Source organism: Lysobacter sp. OAE881, from assembly GCF_040546665.1.
In the GTDB taxonomy this organism is placed as follows: domain Bacteria; phylum Pseudomonadota; class Gammaproteobacteria; order Xanthomonadales; family Xanthomonadaceae; genus Lysobacter_J; species Lysobacter_J soli.
In genome coordinates, this window is sequence record NZ_JBEPOG010000001.1 from 698,782 (window position 1) to 719,087 (window position 20,306).

Genomic DNA, 20,306 nt, shown 5'->3' on the forward strand with positions numbered 1-20,306 from the left:
CCAAGCTGCGTGCGCCGCGGATGAGACCGATCCGCACCGCATGCGTCGAATGGGCGCAGGCGAACCTGACTGTTGCCCGCGGTGAGGCTGAACACGCGGTTTTTGGCCTCGCAAGTGCGTGCTACCCTCGCGGCGATGACCCGACGCCACCTCACTCGTAGCGCCGCGATCAGCGCGATTCTTGCCGCGTTGGCCGGTTGCGCCACCCAGACCCAGGCGCCCGCGCCGCAGACCCCGACCGCCACCGCTCCCGCTCCCGCAGCCGCCAAGCCACGGCACGTGCCGGGTACGCCTGCGTTGCCGGCGCCGGTCGTGCAGCAGCCGCTGGAGGTCGCGCGTGCCGCGTTCGTGCGCGAGACCGCCGCGCAGTACGGCATCGATCCGGCGTACATCGAGTCGGTGCTCGCCCGCGCCGAAATCCGCGACAGCATCATCGCCGCGATGTCGAAGCCCGCCGAAGCCAAGCCGTGGCGCGACTACCGCCCGATCTTCATCACGCAGTCGCGCATCGACGGCGGTCGCGCGTTCCTCGCCGAACACCGCGACGAACTCGCACGTGCCGAAGCGACCTACGGCGTGCCGGCCGAAGTGATCGTCTCGATCATCGGCGTGGAAACCAACTACGGACGCAACACCGGCTCGTACCCGGTGCTCGATGCGCTGTACACGCTCGCCTTCGCGTATCCGCGCAGCGGCGACCCGGCCAAGCTCGATCGCGAGAACCGCCGCGAGGCGTTCTTCCGTGGCGAACTCGCGCAGCTGTTCGCGCTGGGCAAGGAAACGGGACTGGACATCACCACGCTCAAGGGCAGCTATGCCGGTGCGATGGGCTGGGGCCAGTTCATGCCGTCGAGCTACCGCGAGTTCGCGGTGGACGGCAACGGCGACGGCAAGCGCGACCTGTTCAACAACCTCGACGACGTCTTCGCCTCCATCGCCAACTACTTTGTGAAGAAGGGCGGCTGGGAACGCGGCGGCCCGGTGACGGTACGCGCCAACGCGGCCGCGAACGCGAAGCCGATCGAGCCGGAAAGCCTGGATCCGCTCTACACGATGGATGACCTGGCCACGCGCGGCTTCCGCCCGCTCACGCCGGTCTCGCCCGCGGGCGAACACGCCACGGTGGTGATGCTCGACGGCACCAGCGGTCCGGAATACTGGTTCGGTTTCCGCAACTTCTACGCGATTACCCGCTACAACATCTCCAAGCATTACGCGATGGCGGTGTACCAGCTGAGCCAGGCCATCGCCGGGCGAGGCGATGCGGACGTCGCGACCGCATCCGACGGACAGCCGTCCGCATGACGCGCCTGCCTGCCCTTGGCGCCGTGGCTGCCCGGGCCCTCCTGGCGGCCGCGGTGCTTACCCTCGCGGCGTGCGCGAGTTCGCCGAAGAAATCGGGTTCGCAGCCGGTCGCCGCGCCCGATCGCGGTGGCGTGCACCACGCGCCGCTGCCCGGTGGAAAGAAGAAATCGCCGTACGCGCCGGCGCAGGAAGATCCGAACACGCGCGGCCATTACACCGCCGGCGGCCTGTACAAGCCGGGCGTGAAGGACAGCACGCCGGACTACGTCCCCGACGTCGACGCCATTCCCGAGCCCGAGGTCACCAACGAGCCGCGGTCGGCCATCGGCAATCGCCCGAGCTACGTCGTGCTCGGCAAGACCTACAAGGTGCTCGCTAACCCGAAGGGCTACGTCGAGCGCGGCACCGCGTCGTACTACGGCCAGAAGTTCCACGGCCGGCGCACGTCCAACCTGGAGGTGTACGACATGTACGCCTTCACCGCCGCGCACAAGACGCTGCCGCTGCCGAGCTTCGCGCGCGTGACCAACCTGGACAACGGCAGGTCGGTGGTGGTGCGCGTCAACGATCGCGGCCCGTTCCACGACGGCCGCGTGATCGACCTCTCCTACGCCGCAGCCGTGAAGCTCGGCATCACCGCGCGTGGCACCGGCAACGTCGAAGTGCGCGCGCTGACGCCGGACGACGATGCGCCGGTCTACGCCGCGGCGCCGCCGGCTCCGGCGCCTGCACCCGCGCCGGCCAAGCCGCCGAGCGCGATGGACCGCCTGGTCGCGGCAATCCCGGTCGGCTCGGCGAATGCCGCCGTACTTCCGCCCGGCGTGCGCATCGCCACGGGCAAGCCGACGCCGATGGCCAGCCAGACCGGCAAGTTCGACGTGGCGGTCGCGGTCGCCACCACGGCAAAGCCCGCCATCGTCCCGGCGCCGGTTCCGACGCCAGCACCGGCCCAGGTCGCCGGCGACGACGTCGTCTTCCAGGTCGCCAGTTTTTCCGCCCGCGACAACGCCGACCGGGCCCTGACGCGCCTGCGCGCGGCCGGCATCGACGGCGCCCAGATCAGCGACGCCAGCGCCAACGGCCAGACCGTGTGGCGGCTGCGCGTCGGGCCGCTGCAGGCCACGCAGGCCACGGAACTTGCACAGCGCATCGCGGGTCTGGGTTTCGGCCAGCCGCAGCGCGTCCGCGACTAGAATTCGTCCCATCCTTGCCAATCGCCGGTCCCTGCCGGTGCCCGGAGCTTCGTAGAAAATGAAAGTCCCCGCTCTCGCCAGAGCCGCCGTCCTCGCGGCCACCACGACCCTCGTGGCCGGCCTCGCCATCGCCCAGACCACCCCGACGCCGCGCACGCAGCTGCCGCCCGCGAGCCAGTCGCTGCCGGTCCCGCCGCCGCCGCAGATCACCGCCAGCGCCTGGGTGCTGATGGACGCCGCCAGCGGCAACGTCCTGGCCGGGGAGAACTACGACCAGCGCCTGGAACCGGCGAGCATCACCAAGGTGATGACCAGCTACGTCATCGCCGCCGAAATGGCGGCCGGCAAGGTCAAGCCCGACGACCAGGTGATGATGACCGAGAACGCCTGGCGCGTCGGCGGCGCCGGCACCGATGGCAGCTACTCCGGCTTCGAGGTCAACAAGACCGCGCCGTTGCTCGAGATGGAAAAGGGCATGGTCGTGCAGTCGGGCAACGACGCCGCCATCGCGCTGGCCGAGCACGTCGCCGGCAGCACCGACGCCTTCGCCGCGCTGATGAACCAGTATGCGCAGCGCATCGGCCTGAAGAACACGCATTGGGTGAACCCGACCGGCCTGTCCGCGCCGGAGCATTACTCGACCGCGCACGACCTCGCGCTGCTCGGCCGCGCGCTGGTGCACGACTACCCGGTCGCGTACTCGTACAACAAGATCAAGGAATTCACGGTCGGCCCGATCACCCAGCCGAACCGCAACCTGCTGCTGTGGCGCGACCCGTCGGTCGACGGCATCAAGACCGGCCACCATTCCGGCGCCGGCTACTGCCTGATGGCCTCGGCCAAGCGCGGCGACCAGCGCCTGATCTCCGTCGTCATGGGGTCCAGCAGCGAGAACCAGCGCGCCGTGGATTCGCAGGCGCTGCTGAACTGGGGCTTCCGTTTCTTCGAGACGCACAACCTCTACGACGCCGGCAAGGCGATCGCGAAGCAGAAGGTGTGGAAGGGTGCGTCCGACGAAGTGCAGCTCGGCGTCGCCGAACCGCTGCTGGTGACGGTGCAGCGCGGCAAGTACGACCAGCTGAAGCCGACGATGGACGTGCCCAAGCAGCTCGTCGCGCCGATCGCGAAAGGCCAGAAGATCGGCTCTGTGAAGGTCACGCTCGACGGCAAGGTCGTGGCCGAGCGCCCGCTGGTCGCGCTCAACGCGGTCGAGCAGGGCGGCTTCTTCAAGCGCCTGTGGGACGAGTTCTGGATGTGGTGGGAGTCGGAGTAACCCTCCGCGCAACGCAGCATCCCGCGATGTGAAGAAGGCCGGCGCAAGCCGGCCTTTCGCGTTACGGCGCCTTGGGTTTGCCGGGCCCCGGACCCATAATCCGGCCATGGAAATCAAATCCGACAACCCCGAGCACGGGTTCCAGTTCCCGGGCACGTTCGAGCTGAGCGCCATGGGCGCCGCCGAGAAGGACCTGGAAACGGTGCTGCCGACGCTGCTGCTCGATGCGGGCATCGAAGTGGTGCAGGAAACCGTCAACTGGAAGCTGTCCAGCAACGGCCGCTACGTCTCCGTGCGCATCACCTTCCGCGCGCGGGATCGCGAGCAGTACGACCTGGCGCACCAGGTGCTGCGCGAGCATCCGGAAGTGAAGTGGACGCTCTGAGCGAGCCCGTCGTCGCGCCGGAACCGCTTCGGACGCTGCCGCCGACGCAGCTGCGCGACCTCGGTCGCCGTGCCTACGAACCGGTCTGGCACGCCATGCAGGCCTTCACCGACGCGCGCACCGCCGACACGCCCGACGAGCTGTGGCTGGTCGAGCACGATCCGGTGTTCACCCTCGGCCAGGCCGGCAAGGACGAGCACGTGCTGTTCCCCGGCGACATCCCGGTGATCCACGTCGATCGCGGCGGCCAGGTGACCTATCACGGCCCGGGCCAGATCGTGCTGTATCCGCTGCTGGACCTGAAGCGCCTGAAGGTCGGCGTCAAGGAATACGTGCACCGCATCGAGCAGGCGATGATCGACACGCTCGGCGACTGGAACATCCACGCCGAGCGACGCGACGGCGCCCCCGGCGTCTACGTGAACGGGGCGAAGATCGGCGCGCTCGGCATCCGCGTGCGCCGCGGCTGCACCTTCCACGGCCTCGCCTTCAACATCGCGATGGACCTGGAGCCGTTCCGGCGCATCAACCCCTGCGGCTACCAGGGGCTGCAGGTGACCTCGATGCTAGACTTGGGCGGCCCTTCCGGGCTGGAGCCGGTCAAGCCGGTGCTGATCGGGCACGTCGCCCGCCAGTTCGGACTGACCGTCGAAACGGCCCCGCCGCCGACGTTCTGACCTTCCCGGCGCCGTCTTTTTCCGGCGCGTTGCCGATCCAGAGATTCCCCCACGCCATGTCCGAGACCGCCTCCAAGACCATCCCGCTTTCGGTCGTGAGCGGCGACGCCGCGTCGTCGTTGCAGCCGGGCGTGAAGCAGATCGCCGGCGACAAGATCGCCCGCTCGCCGGTGCAGTTCGCCGACGCCCCGGTGCTGCGCAAGCCGTCGTGGATCCGCGTGCGCATTCCGTCGGGCAACTCGGTGCAGCAGCTCAAGTCGAAGCTGCGCGAGAACCGTCTGGTCACGGTGTGCGAGGAAGCCAGCTGCCCGAACATCCACGAGTGCTTCAGCCACGGCACGGCGACCTTCATGATCCTGGGCGAGGTGTGCACCCGCCGCTGCAGCTTCTGCGACGTCGCCCACGGCCGCCCGAAGCCGCCGGATCCGTCCGAGCCCTTGAGCCTTGCGACCACCGTCGCCGACATGGGCCTGAAGTACGTGGTCGTCACCAGCGTCGATCGCGACGACCTGCGCGACGGCGGCGCCCAGCATTTCGTCGACTGCATCGCCGCGATCCGCGAGCACAGCCCGCGCACGCGCATCGAGATCCTCACGCCCGACTTCCGCGGCAAGGGGCGCATGGAGCGCGCGCTGGAGATCATGGCCGCCAGCCCGCCGGACGTGTTCAACCACAACGTCGAGACCGTGCCGGACCTGTATCGCAACGTGCGTCCCGGCGCCGACTACCAGTGGTCGCTGACGCTGCTGAAGAAGTTCAAGGCGCAGCATCCGGAGGTCGCCACCAAGAGCGGCATCATGCTCGGCCTGGGCGAGACGATGGAGCAGGTGCAGGGCACGCTGCGCGACCTGCGCGACCACGACGTGGACATGATCACCATCGGCCAGTACCTCCAGCCCAGCGCGCACCACCATCCGGTGCTGCGTTACTGGACGCCGGAGGAGTTCAAGGCGCTGGAGGAGTACGGCTACGCGCTGGGCTTCACCCACGTCGCCTCCGGTCCGCTGGTCCGCTCGTCGTATCACGCCGACCGATCGGCGATCGAAGCCGGGGTCGTCGCGGCCGGGTGACCGCCGCGCCAACCGTCGCATTGCGCTCACATCGTGTTGATCGGCAAAGGCCGAGGCTGAGTCGTGCCTGACCGCAGCCCGTCGCCCAGCTGAACGCGCCCGGGTGAACGGGCGAAGTGCGGCGACCGGCACGCTAATTCCCACCCCCGGTGGGTGACACGTCCCGCAACTTTCGGCACTGTGGGGTTGTCGAACCGCACTCCATTCTGCGTTCGTCTCCTCAGGACCCCCATTCGGCCGCATGCGGTCGCGAAGCCTCCTCGATGAAAGCCAAGACCACTCCCGCCTCCGTCCTCGTCGCCCTCGCGCTGGCCTCGCCCCTGGCACTGCTCGCGCAGTCCGACAGCGCGGCCGACAAGAAGACTTCGCAGGTTGAAGTTCCGACGCACGAGAAGCCGAACCTGATCAAGTCGATGGAGGTCTCGCAGCTTCCGCGCGCGGCCACCGCCGACCAGACCACGGCGGCGAAACTCGTCTACGGCCTGCTGTCCGACAGCCGCTACGCGTACCGCCCGGTCGCGCTGGACGACACGCTCTCGGCCGACATCTACAAGCGCTATCTCGAATCGCTCGACGGCGGCAAGCAGTTCTTCACCGCGCAGGACATCGCCAAGTTCGATGCCTACAAGCTGAAGTTCGACGACGCGATCAAGAGCGGCGACCTCGCGCCGGCGTACGCGATCTTCGCGACGTACAAGCAGCGCGTGGACCAGCGCGTGGGCTACGCGCGCGGCCTGCTCAAGCAGGACATGTTCGATTTCACCGGCAACGACCGTTACGAGTACGACCGCGAGAAGGCGCCGTGGGCGACCGACGATGCGGCGCTCGACACGCTGTGGAAGGCCTCGGTACGCAACGACTGGCTGCGCCTGAAGCTCGCCGGCAAGAAGCCCGACGACATCCGCAAGACGCTCGACAAGCGTTACGCGAACATGGGCAAGTCCATCGCCGAGCTGAAGGGCGAGGACGTGTTCCAGACCTTCCTCAACAGCTACGCCAACTCGGTCGATCCGCACACCGACTACTTCACGCCGAAGACGGCCGACAACTTCAACGTGTCGATGTCGCTCTCGCTGGAAGGCATCGGCGCCGTGTTGCAGAAGCAGGACGACGTGGTCGCGATCCGCGAGATCGTGCCCGGCGGTCCAGCCGGCAAGTCCGGCAAGCTCAAGCCCGGCGACCGCGTGGTCGGCGTGGGCCAGGGCGAAAGCGGCGCGATGGAAGACGTGATCGGCTGGCGCATCGACGACGTCGTCGCCAAGATCCGCGGCAACAAGGGCACGAAGGTGCGCCTGGACGTGATCCCGGCCGAAGCGGGCCTGGACAGCCAGCCGCAGCGCCTGGTGCTGGTGCGCGACAAGGTGCGCCTGGAAGACCAGGCCGCCAAGTCGAAGGTCATCACCATCCCGGCCGCGAACGGCGCGCCGGAGCAGCGCATCGGCGTGATCGAACTGCCCGGCTTCTACCAGGACTTCGAAGGTCGCCGGAAGAACAGCAACGACTACGCTTCGGCCACGCGCGACGTCGCCAAGCTGCTGGAAGAGCTGCGCGGCAAGAACGTCGACGGCGTCGTGCTCGACCTGCGCAACAACGGCGGCGGCTCGCTCAACGAAGCCATCGAACTCACCGGCCTGTTCATCGACCGCGGTCCGGTCGTGCAGGTGCGCGAGTCCGGCGGCCGCGTGAGCGTGGAAGGCGACAGCGACACCGGCATCGCGTGGGAAGGCCCGCTCGCGGTGTTGATCAACCGCGGATCGGCTTCGGCGTCGGAGATCTTCGCCGGCGCGATCCAGGATTACGGTCGCGGTCTGGTCATCGGCGAAACGAGCTTCGGCAAGGGCACGGTGCAGAACCTGGTCGACCTCGACCGCTGGCCGGCGAATGAAGAAGCGCGCTTCGGTCAGGTGAAGCTGACCATCGCGCAGTTCTTCCGCGTGAGCGGCGGTTCGACGCAGAACAAGGGCGTGGTGCCGGACGTGGCCTTCCCGGTCTCGGTCGACGCGAGCGAGTACGGCGAAAGCACGTACGACAACGCGCTGCCGTGGACGCGCATCTCGGCCGTGCCGCACACCACCTACGGCAACTTCTCGCCGCTGCTTCCGAAGCTCGAGGCGCTGCACACCACGCGCATCGCGAACGACAAGGAATTCCAGTGGTGGAGCGAGGACGTCGCGCAGTTCCGCGATGAGCGGGCCAAGAAGTGGGTGAGCCTCAACGAGGCCGAGCGCCGCGCCGAGCGCGATGGCGAGGAAGCCAAGCGCAAGTCGCGCCAGGAACAGCGCAAGGCGCTGGGCCTGGACCTCGACCCGCTGGCCGATGACTACAACGACGACGGCCTGGCCGCCAACGAGCGCGACATCGCCAAGGACGCCGAACGCGAGAAGCTCGCCGACAAGCGCCCGGACCCGCTGCTGCGCGAATCGGCCGCCATCCTCGCCGATGCGGTGCGCCTGCTGAACAACGATCGCCAGCTGTCGGCGCAGGTGCTACCGACCGCGACGACGGCGGGCCACTGGGCCGACTGACACGACGTCGGGGGAAATCCCCACGCCAGGCACAACAAGGATCGGATAGCGGGCGCCCTCGGGCGCCCGTTACTGTTTGGGCCATGAACACTGCCCGCCAACTTCGCGACAAGCTCGAACATGCCCGCCGCCTGATGGACGAGGGCGAGCCCACACTCGCCGACCTCGCGGCAAGCGTCGGACTGAGCGCCTCGCATCTGCAGCGCCGCTTCGCCGAGCGCTTCGGCCTGAGCCCGGCCGAGTACCTCTCGCAGCGCAAGCTCGGCACGCTGAAGGGCGCCCTGCGCGAAGGCAGCGACGTCAGCGCGGCGCTGTACGACGCGGGCTACGGTTCGCCGTCGCGCGTTTACGAAGGCGGCGCGGCGAAACTCGGCATGACACCGGCGCGCTATCGCGCTGGTGGCGCGGGCGAGCAGATCCGCTGGAGCATCGCCGACACCGCGCTCGGACAGGCGCTGGTCGCAACGACCGAGCGCGGCATCTGCATGATCGAGCTGGGTGAGGATGCCGCGGCGCTCGAAGCGAAGTTGCACGCGGAATTCCCCAAGGCGCAGCTGGAACGTGTCGATGCCGGGCGCGACGAATTCCTCGCACCGCGCCTGCGTGCGGTCGCCGAGGCACTCGCCGGACGACAGGCGCAGGTTCCGGTGGATCTCATCGGCACGGCGTTCCAGAAGAAGGTGTGGGATGCGCTGATGAAGATCCCGCACGGACAGACGCGCAGCTACACGCAGATCGCGGAGGAGATTGGCCATCCGCGTTCCATGCGCGCCGTGGCCAATGCATGCGCGAACAACCATGTCGCCATCGTCGTGCCGTGCCACCGCGTGGTGCGCGGCGATGGCTCACTGGGCGGCTATCGCTGGGGGCTGCCGATGAAGCAGCGCGTGCTGGAGCGCGAGCGCGTGGCGTGAGCGGGCGCGACGGGCGTGTCGTAGCTGGCGCGCGTGTCGTCGGCTCCAGCGGCGCAATCCGTCACTTCCGACGCCGAACCGGCACGCGAGTGGGCACCTGCAGTCCCGACTTCACCACGTCGAACACCATCCGCGTCTCGTAGCGCTTGATGTTGCCTTCGTCCATGAACAACCGGTCGGCGACTTCGCGGCAATGCGCGACGCCGGTGGTGCAGAGGATCACCAGGTAGTCCCACTCGCCGGCCAGCGAGTAGCACTGCTGCACTTCCGGCGCGGCGCGCATGCGGGCATGGAAGGCGGCGTGGAGCTTGGCTGATTCGCGCTCCATCGCAACCAGCACCGTCGCCAGCGTGGTGGTGCCGAGCAGGGTGGAGTCCAGAACGGCGACCTCGCGCATGAGTCCGTGCTTGCGATAGCGCGTGATGCGCCGCTGCACGGCGCTCGCCGATAGCCCCACGGCTTCGCCGAGCGCGGTCAGCGTCGAGGCCGAGTCGCGCTGCAGCAGCTCCAGCAGGCGGTGGTCGAACTCGTCCAGTACGACGGGTGTTTTGGCCATGCAAAATTTTTGCGTCAGGGCGCACGATTTATCAAGCATGTCGCGGCCGGTGCGCGTTACGCTTCACCCATCCGAACGACTCCCGGCACCGCGCGTGCGTGGCGTCCCGCCCGAACAGGGCAGAACGCTCCGACCGCACGGTGCCTCGATGTCGTCCGGCGCTCGCGGTCGCCGCAACGCTGTGTTGCCGATTGCCGCGTTCATCGAAGTAGAGCAGTGCCGCACCTCCACCCCACGCATGGAATCCGCATGAGCACCGCTGCACCTCACGCCGACCGGGCCGCGCCCGGCGCGCTGGCCGTCGCCTTCGCCCTGGCTTCGGTCTACATCCTCTGGGGCTCGACGTACCTGGCCATCCGTTTCGCGCTGGAAAGCTATCCGCCGTTCCTGCTCGGCGCCGGCCGCATGTTCCTCGCCGGCCTCATCATGTACGTCGTGCTGCGCGCGCGTGGCGTCGCGTCGCCGACCGGCAAGCAATGGCGCACGTTGTGGATCCTCTCGATCTGGATGGTGCTGTTGTCCAACGGGCTGGTGAATCTGGCCGAGACTGAAGTCGGCTCGGGCCTCGCCGCGATCGCCGTCGCATCGATGCCGCTGTTCGCAGGCGTCTTCGCGATGCTGCGCGGCCGCCATCCGTCGAAGATCGAATGGGTCGGCCTGATCATCGGTTTCCTCGGCGTACTCTGGCTCAACGCGGGCGGCGAACTGTCGTCCTCCACGCTTGGGCTCATCTGCCTGGTGATCGCGCCGATCGCCTGGGCGTGGGGTTCGATCTGGAGCCGCGACCAGGACCTGCCGCAGCCCTTCATGTCCGCCGCCGGGCAGATGCTCACCGGCAGCATCTGGATGCTCGTCGCCGCGGTGATCCACGGCGAGCGCATCACGCAGATGCCGACGCTGTCGGCGACCGGCGCGATGCTGTACCTCGTCGTCGCCGGTTCCATCTTCGGCTTTACCGCCTACATCTGGCTGCTGCACCACGTGCGGCCGGCGCTCGCGACCAGCTACGCCTACGTCAACCCGCCGATCGCGGTGCTGTTCGGCGCGCTGATCGGCGGCGAGCACTTCACCGCGCATGACCTCGGTGCGATGGCGGTGATCCTGGTTGGCGTGGTGATCATCACGCTGGCGAAGGCGCGCGCTGCGAAGCCGGTAGCGGCTGCGCCGTCGGCCGCCTCGTCGTCGGAGCCCGCGGCATGAACACCGGTCACGACACCCGTAACGGGCTCTGGATCGCGGCGGCGTCCTTCGTCCTGTGGGGCCTGATGCCGCTGTACTGGCACCTGCTCAAGAACGTCCCGTCGCTGCAGATCGTGCTGCACCGGATCGTCTGGAGCGCGCTGCTCGTCGCCGGCTGGCTCGGCTGGAAGCAGGGCCGCGGCTGGCTGAAGGCGACGCTCGCGCGGCCGCGCGCCGCGGGGATGCTGGCGCTGAGCGGCGTGCTGATCGCCTTCAACTGGGGCCTGTACATCTGGGCGGTGAACGCCGGGCACGTGGTCGAAAGCAGCCTCGGCTACTTCATCAATCCGCTGATCAGTGTCGTGCTCGGCGTGGTGTTCCTGCACGAGCGGCTCAACCGCGTGCAGTGGCTGTCGGTCGCCATCGCCGCCACCGGCGTGGCGTGGCTCACGTGGCAGTACGGGCAGCCGCCGTGGATCGCACTCGGCCTGGCGCTGTCGTTCGGTCTGTACGGCCTGATCCGCAAGCTGGTCGCGGTGGATGCGGTGAGCGGCCTTGCAGTCGAGGGCGTCTACCTTTTCCTGCCGGCCCTCGCGCTGCTGCTGTGGAGCGAGACGCACGGCGGTGGTGGATTCGGCGGCGGCTACGGACTCGTCGCCGACGTACTGCTGATCTTCGCCGGCGTGCTGACCGCGCTGCCGCTGATCGGCTTCGCCTATGCGGTACGACGCGCGCCGCTGTCGGTGGTCGGGCTGATGCAGTACATCGCGCCGACGATCCAGTTCCTGCTCGGCGTGCTGTTCTTCAACGAAGCCTTCGATCGCGATCGCGCGACCGGCTTCGTCTTCATCTGGATCGCGCTGGCGATCTTCGCCGGCGAAGGATTGTGGCGGGCGCGGCGTCAGCCGGCGGTCCCCGCCACGGCGTGAGGACATCGCGATGGACAAGACCACGTTGAACGCACTGGCGCTGTTCCCGTTGCAACTGGAAGCTCACTACAAGGCGATTCCCGTGTCCCATCGGCACTGGACGCCCGCGAGTTGGGACGGCATTCCGAGCGAGCACTTCACCGCGATCGAGCAGTTGTGCCACGTGCGCGACATCGAGGTCGAGGGCTACCAGGAGCGCATCCGCCGCACGCTGGACGAAGCGCATCCGCTGCTGCCGTCGATCGACAGCGAGCCGCTGGCGATCGAACGCCGCTACGGCGACGCCGATGCCGACGCCGTGTTGCAGGCGTTCCGCGACGCACGCGCCCGCACGGTCGAGACGATCGCGCGCCTGGACGACGCACAGCTCGCGCGCACGGCGGAGTTCGAAGGCTACGGCCCGCTCACGCTGCGCAGCCTGGTGCATTACCTCTGCAGTCACGACCAGCAGCACCTGGCGGGATTGCAGTGGTTGCTGGGGAAAATCGAAGCGGAGCGGGTATCGCAGCTTCGCGCGTAACGCGTTTGCCATTTGCTGTCATTCCCGCGAAGGCGGGAATCCAGCCGTCAGCCGTGGCAGCTCGTCCGTAGCTTGATGCGTCTGCCCCATGGATTCCCGCCTTCGCGGGAATGACAGCAAAAGGCCAAGCCCCATGGATTCCCGCCCGCCTTGCGGGAATGACAGCAGCAAACAAAAAGGCCGCGATCGCTCGCGGCCTTTCTGCTTTCAACGCAAGGCGAATATCACGCCGCCCGCAACGCCTCCGTCACCGGCAACCGCGCCGCGCGCAGCGCCGGGAACAGGCCGCCGACCAGGCCGATGCCAAGCGCCCACTTGATGCCGTTCCACAGCAGCTCCGGCGAGACCTTGAACTGGAACATCACCTGGCTGAAGTTGTTGCCCAGCGTCGACACGCTGTAGCCGTTGAACACCAGCCACGCGATCAGCCCGCCGAGCAGGCCGCCGATCAGCGCCAGCAGCATCGTTTCCAGCATCACCGCCACCACCACCGGCAGGCCGCGGAAGCCGATCGCGCGCATCGTCGCGATCTCGCGCGAACGCCCGGCCACGGCGGCGTACATGGTGTTGAGCGCGCCGAACACCGCGCCCACCGCCATGATCGAGCCGATCACGATGCCCAGCACCCGCAGGAAGCCGCTGAGCTGTTCGGACTGCTTGGCGTAGTAGTGGCGCGTGGTGTCGACGTCGAGCTTCAGGCGCGGGTCGGCGGCCATCGCGGCCTTGAGCTTGTTGAAGCCGTCCTTGCCGTCGAGCTTCACCGTGATCGACTGGTACGCGCTGCGGCGATACGTCGAAGCTAGCGTTTCGGCGTCGGCCCACAGCTCCGAGTCGTGCGAATCGCCCGACGCGAAGAAGCCCACCACCGTCCACACCTGGTTCGCCAACTCGATCTGCGTGCCGGGCTTGAGGTCGTTGAACTGCTGGTCGACGTACTGCTTGCGCGCGCCCTGGCCGATGATCAGCTCGCGCTTGCCCGGCTCGAACTTCCGGCCTTCGACGATCTTCACCTGCGGCCGCAGCGCCCACGCCGCCTCGCCGACGCCGCGCAGCTGCGCGTTGGCGTCGGTATGGTCGGCGCGCGTGACCATGTTCACCACCTGCGACAGCTCCGGCGAAATCGCCGGGCGCCCGTCCGCACCGCGCGCGACGCCCGCCAGCGCACTCACCAGCGGCACCTGGTCGCGGGTGATGACCGAATTGGTCTCCGCCTGCGAACCGCCGCGCAAGATGATCGCGGTGCTGTCGTTGCCGGTCTGCTTCAGCGTCGCCTCGAAGCCCGCGCCCATCGCCAGCATCGCCACCAGCACGCCGACCACGCCGGCGATGCCGACCACGATGACGCTCGAGGCGCCCCATCGCTGCGGCAGGCTCGCGATGCCGATGCGCGTGGCTTCCAGCGCGAGGCGGCCGCTGCGCGTGAGCAGCAGCCACAGCACCATCGCGACCACCAGCGCCAGCACGGCGTACCACGGCAGCATGATCCAGGCGGCCAGTCCCACGACCAGCGCCAGCACGACGCCCGCATTGCCCAACCACTTCCTTGCACGGCTCATGTCGTGTCTCCTGTCAGCGGCCCGCGAGGGCATCGACGATGTTCAGGCGCATCGCGCGCAGCGCCGGCAGCAGGCCGACGACCACGCCGATGATCAGCATCAGCGCCAGGCCCAGGCCCCAGGTCGCGCCCGGCACGCTCGGCAGCTGGATCAGGCCGCGGCTGGCCGAACTCACGCCCGGCATGATCAGCGCCGCCAGTCCCAGGCCGATCAACCCGCCCAGCACCACCAGCAGCGTCGCCTCGGCCAGCACCAGCCACAGCACGCTGCGGTTGGAGAACCCGATGGTCTTGAGCACCGCCAGTTCGGGGATGCGTTCGCGCACCGCCTGCGCCATCGTGTTGCCGGTGAGCAGCAGCAGGGTGAAGAACACCGCGCCCATGATCGATGTCACGATCATGCCGATGTCGCCGATCTGCTTGAAGAAGGCCTGGTTGAAGGCCGCTTCGGTCTGCGTCTTGGTCTCGTGGTCGGAGTTGTCCGACAGCTTGTCGATCGCCTGCGCGACGGCATTGGACTGATCGGCGTTGGCCACGTCGATCACGTACCAGTGCACCTGGCCCTTGATGTAGTCGTTGGCCTCGTCGAAGTACTTCCAGTTGAACATCAGCGTGTTCTCTTCGCCCTTGCGCTTGTTGTCGTTCACGCGGTAGATGGCGACGAGCTTGAAGTTCCAGTTGTTGCTGCCCTTGGTCGGGAAGATCGTCGCCTGCAGCGGGATCGTGTCGCCGATCTTCCAGCCGTGCTTGGTCGCCAGCGCCTCGCCGACGATGGCGCCGTCCTGCGTGGCGTAGAACGCCTTGAGCTGGTCGGCGGGCACGACGTACTCCGGATACAGCTCCATGTAACCCGGGCCGACCGCGAAGTTCGGGAAGAAGTTCTTCGGATCCTGGTAGATGCCGCCGAACCAGGTGGCGTACGAGGCCTTCTTCACCCCCGGCACGCTTTCGATCTGCGACTGCAGCCGGTACGGCAGCGACGAGGTGATCGACAGCTTCGAGGTGGTGATGAGGCGGTTGGTGCCGGCGACGTTCGCGCTGGAGCTGAACGCCACGCGGACCGAGTCGAGCATGCCGAACAGCAAAAACGCCGTGACGACCGACAGCAGCGTCAGGAAGGTGCGCGTCTTGCTTCGGAACAGCGCGGCCCAGATCAGGTGCAGGTATTTCATCTCTGCGTCCTCAAGAATGTTCCCTTCTCCCGCGCGCGGGAGAAGGTGCCCGAAGGGCGGATGAGGGCGGCTCGGCGGCAACGCCGGATCGCCCTCACCCCAACCCCTCTCCGGCAGGCGGGAGAGGGGCTACGGGAAGGTGGGAGTGAGCGTCAGTGCTCCAGCGCCAGCTCGCGCTCGACCAGCGTTCCCTTGTCGAGGTGGATCGTGCGCTGGGCGTGGTCGGCGGCCTTGGGATCGTGCGTGACCATGATGATGGTCTTGCCGTGGTCGCGATTGAGCGACTGCAGCAGCGCAAGGATCTCCTCGGCCGATTGACGATCCAGGTCGCCCGTCGGTTCGTCGCAGATCAGCAGCGTCGGATCGGAGACGATCGCGCGTGCGATCGCCACGCGCTGCTGCTGGCCGCCGGACAGTTCGTTCGGACGATGCTTGCCGCGTTCGGCCAGCCCCACCAGCTGCAGCGCGATCTCCGCGTTGCGCTTGCGCTGCGCCGCCGACAGCTTGGTCAGCAGCAGCGGCAACTCGACGTTCTTCTGCGCGTTGAGCGTCGGCATCAGGTTGTAGAACTGGAAGACGAAGCCGACGTTCTGGCTGCGCCAGTGCGACAGCTGCCCGGCGGTCATCGCGTCGATGCGCTGGCCGTCGACGGTGATCTCGCCACCGGTGGGCGAATCCAGTCCACCGATGAGGTTGAGCAGCGTGGTCTTGCCGGAACCCGACGGACCCATCAGCGCGACGAAATCGCCCTTGGGAATGTCCAGGTCGATGCCGTGCAGCACCTCGACCTTCTCCGGACCGCGTTGATAGGTCTTTCTCAGGTTGCGGATCGAAACCAGCGTGGCCATTGCGACGTCCTCGAAACGATGAAAGGGGGACTGCTTCCTGCTCGTAAGGCTTGCTTGCTGCTTATTCGCTTGCGGGCTCCGCGTCGCCGCCTTGCGCGACGCGCACGCGGTCGCCGTCGGACAGCGAGGCCGGAGGATCCAGCACGACCGTCTCACCGCCTGAGAGACCCTGCGTGATCTCGCGATCCTCGCCCAGGCTGCGGCCCACGGTGACCTCGCGCTGCGAGGCCTTGTCCCCGGTCACGACGAACGCGACCTGCTTGCCCTCGCGCGCGACGATCGCCGCCGCCGGCGCGAGTGCGCCGGGCTTCTGCGCGGGCGCTTCATCCTTCTTCGGCTCCAGGAAGCTCACGCGCACGCCCATGTCGGGCACGATGCGCGGACCCTTCTGCTTGAGCGCGACGCGCACCTTCACCGTGGCCTTGCCGCGGTCGGCGGCGGGAATGATCGCGATGACCTCGCCGGGGATCTTCCAGTCCTGGTACGCGTTGAGCGTGGCTTCCACCGGCATCTTCGGCTGCACGCGGCCGATGAAGGCCTCGCCGACTTCGACTTCGACTTCCAGCGAATCCATGTCGACGATGGTGCCGATGCCGGTGCGCGTGAAGCCGCCGGTGGCGAGCGGCGAGACGATCTCGCCCGGCTGCGCGGCCTTGGCGGTGACGACGCCGGCGAACGGCGCGCGCACGATGGTGTTGTCGACGCCGATGTCGGCGATGCGCAGGCGATCGCCGGCCACCTTGGCGTTGCGCTCGGCGGTGGTCAACTCGGCACGCAGCGAATCGCGCGCGGCGACGGCTTCGTCGTACTGCGCCTTCGACACGAGCTGCTGGTTCACCAGCGTCGACAGGCGGCGCGCGTTGGCTTCGGCTTCCGACAGCTGCGCGCGCACGCTCTCGACCTGGCTGCGCGCGGCACTGTGCTGCGCGCTGGCGAGCGTGCGTTCGGCATCGGCGTCGAGCGGATCGAGCGTGGCCATGACCTGGCCTTCGTCGACCTTCATGCCTTCCTCGATGAAGACCTCGCGCACCTTGCCGGTGATCTTCGCCGACACGGTCGCCATGCGGCGCGCGACGATGTAGCCGGTGGCATCCAGCACCGAACCGCTCGCGCCGCCGTTGCCGATCGCCGTCACCGTGGCGGTGCGCACTTCCACGCCGCGCGCGCGGCCGAACGCGGCCCACGCGACGAGCGCGATCACGAGCAGGCCCGCGACGGCGGCCAACGCGATCCACAGTCCGCGACGCGAGGTGGGCGGCGGCGGTGCCGAGCGGTCTATGCGCAGTTCCTTGAGCAGGTCGGCAGAGTTGTTCATCGACGATCCGGACGATGGGGAAGGGGGGCAGTGTGGGCAGCGTCCCGCGCCGCGCCAAGGGGCCGGAAGTAACTTTCTACGGCCGCAACGCCGCCAAGCGTATGCGATGCGGGGGCGCGGGGTCACCTCGGCGGCCGGCGTACGCATGTGCCCGGAGCGCCATTCGGTGGTCGATAGCGCTATCAAGCGCATTGCACCGTCATCCCGGCGCACACCGGGACCCAGGCTGGCAGCGCTTCCGCACTTCGGTCGTCATCCCAGCGAAAGCTGGAATCCATCCGGACTTGGCGTTCGATGCTGGAAACAACATCGCAGCGCTGTTCGGCGCCGTCAGTTCACCGAAACCGCTCCGTTGCCCCTCACCCCAACCCCTCTCCCGGTGGGAGAGGGGCTCGAAGCACCGTCACTCCATAGAGCGAGGTCACCCATGAAGCGCCGTCACCCATGAAGCGCCGTCAGCCATGAGGCGCCGTCAGCCATGAGGCGCCGTCAGCCATGAGGCGCCGTCAGCCATGAGGCGCCGTCAGCCATGAGGCGCCGTCATCCATGAAGCGCCGTCATCCATGAAGCGCCGTCATCCCGGCGAACGCCGGGACCCAGGCTGGCAGCGCTTCCGCACCTCGGTCGTCATTCCAGCGAAAGCTGGAATCCATTTGGCTCTATGCGTGCGGTGCTGAAGCAACAGCGCAGAGCTGTGCGGCAGCGACAGTTCACCGCCACAGCTCCGTTGCCCCTCACCCCAACCCCTCTCCCGGTGGGAGAGGCTAACGCCGGCGACCCGGAGCTTGGGAACTCCGTCAAACGCCCGCGTGCTGCTTCAACAGCGCGTACGCAGCGCGCAAGCCCTGCGCTTCACCGCCGGCCGGGCGGCCGGGGCGGTCGTTGTCGTTCCAGCTGTACACGTCCAGGTGCGCCCACTTCTGCGCCGGCGGGACGAAGCGGTCGAGGTACACCGCGGCAGTGATCGAGCCGGCCATCTTCGACGGGCCACCGTTGGCGATGTCGGCCACATTGCTCACCAGGTAACGCACGTACGGGCGCCACAGCGGCATGCGCCACAGCGGATCGCGCAACTGCATGCCGGCGTCGAACCACTGCTGCGCCACGCCGTCGTCGTTGCTGTACAGCGCCGGCAGGTCCGGGCCGAGCGCGATGCGCGCCGCGCCGGTGAGCGTGGCGAAATCCAGCAGCAGTTGCGGCTGCATTTCGGCGGCGTAGGTCAGCGCGTCGCAGAGGATCACGCGGCCTTCGGCGTCGGTGTTGTCGATCTCGACCGTGACGCCCTTGCGCGTGTCGACGACTTCGCCCGGCCGGAACGCGTTCGGCCCGATCGCGTTCTCGACCGCCGGCACCAGCAGCGTGATGCGCAGCGGCAGCTTGCGCGCCATCACCAGTTCGGCCAGCGCGATCGCGTGCGCCGCGCCGCCCATGTCCTTCTTCATGTTGCGCATGCCGTCGGCGGGCTTGAGGTCCAGGCCGCCGGTGTCGAAGCACACGCCCTTGCCGACGATGACCACGTGCGGGTGCGATTCATCGCCCCAGCGCAGCGTGATGAGCCGCGGCGCGCGATGGCTTGCACGGCCGACGGCGTGGATCGCGGGGAAGTTCTGCGTGATCAGGTCGTCGCCGCTCACCACTTCGATGCGCGCGCCGAAGCGTTCGGCGATCTCGCAGGCCACCTGCTCCAGCTGGTCCGGACCCATGTGCTCGGTCGGCGTGTTGACCAGGTCGCGCACGCGCACGCAGGCGGCCAGCTGCGCGAAGGCGTCGGCATCGGCCTGCGCGATGGCCAGCTGCGCAGGCGCACGCAGCGGCTGGCGGTATCGGGTGAAGCGGTATGCGCCCAGGCCCCAGCCCAGCTGCAGGGCGTTGCGGGCGTCGGCCGGCAGCTCGCCCGCCAGCGCGAACGCGCGCGCCGGCAACGCGTACGGCGCGTGGCCGTAGGCAAACGGGTCGAGCATGTCGCCCACGCCGATCACCGCGCCCGCGATGCCGCCATCGCCGCCCGGCAGCGTGATCGCGGAGAACGGCGAGCCGTCGAAGCCCTGCGCATCGAGCCATGCGCCGACGTTGGCCGGCTGCGCGCCGCGCCAGGCGACGAGGCTGTCGCGCGTGACGACGTGCAGCGGCAGCGCGTCGGCGGTGGTGGTGTCGGCAAATCCGGACGGCAGGCTCATGCGGCAACGGTTTCCATCGTGTGCGTCGAATCCAGCCAGTCGGCGAGTTCGGCGAGGGTGGTGAATTGAAGATCGGGGCGCACGTCCTCGTGCGGCCACTGCGCGCCGATGCGGTTGATCCAGCAGCTGCGCAGGCCCGCGCGATGCGCGCCGATGACGTCCATCTCGATGTCGTCGCCCACGTGCAGCACCTCATGCGGCGCGAACGGGAAGCGCGCGCAGGCGGCGTGGAAGATGCCGGCGTGCGGCTTGGGCATGCCGTGTTCGCGCGCGCCGAGCTGGAAGGCGAAATGCGCGCCGATGCCGACGCGGGCCAGGTCCGCGTTGCCGTTGCTGATCGCCGCCAGCGGCACGCGCGCGGCCAGGCGCGCGAGTGCGTCCAGCGTGTCCTCGTAGAAGTCCACGCGGTTGCGCTCGTCGTAGAACGCCTCGAACGCGGCCTCGGCGTGCAGCGGGTCGTCGCCGGCCAGTTCCATCGCCCGCACCAGGCTCAGCTTGCGCAGCTGGCTGAAGTCGTGGGCCAGGTCGGGGCGCTCGACGTACATGCGCTCGCGCAGTTCGCGCATCGCCTCGATCGGGAAGCGCTGCGCGGTAAGCGGGCAGTGCTGCGTCAGCCAGTCGTGCAGCACGCGTTCGACCCGCGCACCGATCGGTGCGAAGGGCCACAGCGTGTCGTCGAGGTCGAGGGTGATCGCGCGGACGGGGAAAGCCAT

At 68.3% G+C, this 20,306-nt stretch carries 18 protein-coding genes; 11 read left to right on the plus strand and 7 right to left on the minus strand.

From position 1 onward, the window contains the following. Nucleotides 1-135 precede the first annotated feature (135 nt). From mltB to ABIE51_RS03190, 8 genes are all read left to right on the plus strand, one after another. Nucleotides 136-1,305, plus strand: a complete 1,170-nt coding sequence (gene mltB / locus ABIE51_RS03155; protein WP_192632200.1) for a lytic murein transglycosylase B — start codon at nt 136-138, stop codon at nt 1,303-1,305. Beyond that, the gene (locus tag ABIE51_RS03160; protein WP_192632201.1) at nt 1,302-2,498 is read left to right on the plus strand and encodes a septal ring lytic transglycosylase RlpA family protein; all 1,197 of its coding nucleotides are present in this window, start codon (nt 1,302-1,304) and stop codon (nt 2,496-2,498) included. Before mltB ends, ABIE51_RS03160 begins: the two co-directional genes overlap by 4 nt. A 58-nt stretch (nt 2,499-2,556) precedes the next feature. Beyond that, the gene (locus tag ABIE51_RS03165; protein WP_157029132.1) at nt 2,557-3,771 is read left to right on the plus strand and encodes a D-alanyl-D-alanine carboxypeptidase family protein; all 1,215 of its coding nucleotides are present in this window, start codon (nt 2,557-2,559) and stop codon (nt 3,769-3,771) included. Between the two features lie 106 nt (nt 3,772-3,877). Beyond that, complete coding sequence (locus ABIE51_RS03170) at nt 3,878-4,156, plus strand: DUF493 family protein (protein WP_115841176.1); 279 nt, start codon at nt 3,878-3,880, stop codon at nt 4,154-4,156. Then, on the plus strand, nt 4,144-4,833 hold the full coding sequence (lipB, locus tag ABIE51_RS03175) for a lipoyl(octanoyl) transferase LipB (protein ID WP_115841177.1): 690 nt from the start codon (nt 4,144-4,146) through the stop codon (nt 4,831-4,833). The genes ABIE51_RS03170 and lipB overlap by 13 nt, the downstream gene beginning before the upstream one ends. A gap of 56 nt (nt 4,834-4,889) precedes the next feature. Further along, complete coding sequence (gene lipA / locus ABIE51_RS03180; RefSeq protein ID WP_157029136.1) at nt 4,890-5,903, plus strand: lipoyl synthase; 1,014 nt, start codon at nt 4,890-4,892, stop codon at nt 5,901-5,903. A gap of 263 nt (nt 5,904-6,166) precedes the next feature. After that, nucleotides 6,167-8,428, plus strand: coding sequence for a carboxy terminal-processing peptidase (locus tag ABIE51_RS03185; protein WP_115841179.1), 2,262 nt, complete (start codon nt 6,167-6,169; stop codon nt 8,426-8,428). A gap of 83 nt (nt 8,429-8,511) precedes the next feature. Beyond that, nucleotides 8,512-9,342 carry a methylated-DNA--[protein]-cysteine S-methyltransferase gene (locus ABIE51_RS03190; RefSeq protein ID WP_115841180.1) on the plus strand — a complete coding sequence of 277 codons (831 nt, stop codon included), beginning with the start codon at nt 8,512-8,514 and terminating at the stop codon, nt 9,340-9,342. A gap of 61 nt (nt 9,343-9,403) precedes the next feature. On the opposite strand, the gene ABIE51_RS03195 is transcribed toward ABIE51_RS03190, so the two are convergent. Further along, the gene (locus ABIE51_RS03195; protein WP_192632202.1) at nt 9,404-9,898 is read right to left on the minus strand and encodes an Lrp/AsnC family transcriptional regulator; all 495 of its coding nucleotides are present in this window, start codon (nt 9,896-9,898) and stop codon (nt 9,404-9,406) included. 249 nt (nt 9,899-10,147) lie between these two features. On the opposite strand from ABIE51_RS03195, the gene yedA reads away from it, so the two are divergent. From yedA to ABIE51_RS03210, 3 genes are read left to right on the plus strand one after another with little or no spacing between them, the layout of a single operon-like run. Further along, the gene (gene yedA / locus ABIE51_RS03200) at nt 10,148-11,098 is read left to right on the plus strand and encodes a drug/metabolite exporter YedA (RefSeq protein WP_192632203.1); all 951 of its coding nucleotides are present in this window, start codon (nt 10,148-10,150) and stop codon (nt 11,096-11,098) included. Then, a complete protein-coding gene (gene rarD / locus ABIE51_RS03205) occupies nt 11,095-12,006 on the plus strand; it encodes an EamA family transporter RarD (protein WP_192632204.1) in 912 nt (303 codons plus the stop codon). Before yedA ends, rarD begins: the two co-directional genes overlap by 4 nt. Nucleotides 12,007-12,016: 10 nt before the next feature. After that, complete coding sequence (locus tag ABIE51_RS03210) at nt 12,017-12,526, plus strand: DinB family protein (protein ID WP_192632205.1); 510 nt, start codon at nt 12,017-12,019, stop codon at nt 12,524-12,526. Nucleotides 12,527-12,750: 224 nt separating this feature from the next. Here the strand turns inward: ABIE51_RS03210 and ABIE51_RS03215 are convergent, their stop codons facing one another. From ABIE51_RS03215 to ABIE51_RS03240, 6 genes are all read right to left on the minus strand, one after another. Then, the gene (locus tag ABIE51_RS03215; protein WP_157029143.1) at nt 12,751-14,082 is read right to left on the minus strand and encodes an ABC transporter permease; all 1,332 of its coding nucleotides are present in this window, start codon (nt 14,080-14,082) and stop codon (nt 12,751-12,753) included. A gap of 13 nt (nt 14,083-14,095) precedes the next feature. Next, nucleotides 14,096-15,253: an ABC transporter permease gene (locus tag ABIE51_RS03220; RefSeq protein WP_115841186.1), complete on the minus strand. Its 1,158-nt coding sequence runs from the start codon at nt 15,251-15,253 to the stop codon at nt 14,096-14,098. A 152-nt stretch (nt 15,254-15,405) separates the two neighbouring features. Beyond that, nucleotides 15,406-16,101: an ABC transporter ATP-binding protein gene (locus ABIE51_RS03225; protein ID WP_115841187.1), complete on the minus strand. Its 696-nt coding sequence runs from the start codon at nt 16,099-16,101 to the stop codon at nt 15,406-15,408. Between the two features lie 61 nt (nt 16,102-16,162). After that, nucleotides 16,163-17,416 (minus strand): efflux RND transporter periplasmic adaptor subunit, encoded by a 1,254-nt coding sequence (locus ABIE51_RS03230; protein WP_192632206.1) that lies wholly within the window; start codon nt 17,414-17,416, stop codon nt 16,163-16,165. 797 nt (nt 17,417-18,213) lie between these two features. Further along, nucleotides 18,214-19,593: a leucyl aminopeptidase family protein gene (locus ABIE51_RS03235; protein ID WP_192632207.1), complete on the minus strand. Its 1,380-nt coding sequence runs from the start codon at nt 19,591-19,593 to the stop codon at nt 18,214-18,216. Beyond that, entirely contained in the window at nt 19,590-20,306 is a 717-nt protein-coding gene (locus tag ABIE51_RS03240; protein ID WP_192632208.1) for an HAD family hydrolase, read from the minus strand. The genes ABIE51_RS03235 and ABIE51_RS03240 overlap by 4 nt, the downstream gene beginning before the upstream one ends.